The organism is Rhizobium sp. BR 317, assembly GCF_047445835.1.
GTDB lineage: Bacteria > Pseudomonadota > Alphaproteobacteria > Rhizobiales > Rhizobiaceae > Rhizobium > Rhizobium paranaense.
The window spans coordinates 1-954 of sequence record NZ_JARWLB010000169.1 but is presented as its reverse complement, the minus strand read 5'-3'; the positions used below and the strand labels follow the sequence as shown (position 1 = coordinate 954).

Annotated in this window: 2 protein-coding genes; one reads left to right on the top strand and one right to left on the bottom strand. The window is 57.0% G+C overall.

Annotation, left to right across the window (positions count from 1 at the left end):
- Positions 1–76 precede the first annotated feature (76 nt).
- The gene (locus tag QD357_RS32585) at positions 77–397 is read left to right on the top strand and encodes a transcriptional repressor TraM (protein ID WP_414126128.1); all 321 of its coding nucleotides are present in this window, start codon (positions 77–79) and stop codon (positions 395–397) included.
- Here the strand turns inward: QD357_RS32585 and QD357_RS32580 are convergent.
- A partial coding sequence (locus tag QD357_RS32580; RefSeq protein WP_414126126.1) for an autoinducer binding domain-containing protein occupies positions 394–954 on the bottom strand: 561 nt, incomplete at its 5' end. The two genes, QD357_RS32585 and QD357_RS32580, sit on opposite strands and share 4 nt — an antisense overlap.

Genomic DNA, 954 nt, shown 5'->3' with positions numbered 1-954 from the left:
GTCTGACATAGGAGCCAAGAGGCGCGCGCGAATACGGCGCAGTCGTGCCAATCCATCGATCTGGGAAGGAAAAGAAATGCAAGATGCGGGTTCCTCGCAAGCCGKAGGAGACCAGAGGAAACCTCGATACGATTTGATGGACAAGGCGKAATTGGAGACGCTGACAGTGGCCGCCATTCGCCAACATCGCCGTCTGCTTGCCGCCGATCAGGCCGTCTACGAGGAGTGGATACGCGCGAGCGAGGATCCTACGATCGCCAGTTCGGTTCTGGAGACGCTCCAGGAAGAGCATTTTGCGCGCCAAACAAGGGCCGCAGCTCAGCAGGACGCGCTTTCGGATATGCTCGACGCACTCGGCTTCGTGCCGGAAGTACCGGTCGATGACGATGTCAGCTAGCTGGGAGGCAGCAAACCCCGATCCTTGGYGATCGCCACAAGATGCGGCACCGACTMGGCGCCGAGCTTGCCACGCGCCTTATCGAGATGGTGCTGCACAGTCCGGAAAGCGATGCCGACCAAATTGGCGGTTGTAAGCGTACTCTTTCCTTTTGCCGCCCAKATCAAGCAGTCCATTTCACGCGGCGACAGCGCCTGCTTTGGATTGAGCGTGGTCTTGCCGCCGATMATCTTCAAGCGATAGTGGATCATCATCACCAATTGCACCGCCTTTTTCGGGTCGAAAGCGACCGGCACTTCCACATTCCTTTCGGAGGATGCGAAGGTCAGCATCATCGATGTTCCGTAGCTGCCTTCCACKGGAATGGTCATGCCGCAACGGATTCCGTGCTCGATCGATTCATTGCGAAACTTTCTGAGCTCAGATGAGCCGCGCGGTCTCMAATCGTMCGCCGTCCAGAAGAAGATATCGCCTTTTCGTTTTGCCTGCGTCACCACGGGATCGATATTGKAGTAATCGGCCGAGAGATAGGTGCGTTCCCATGGCTTTGGATAGGT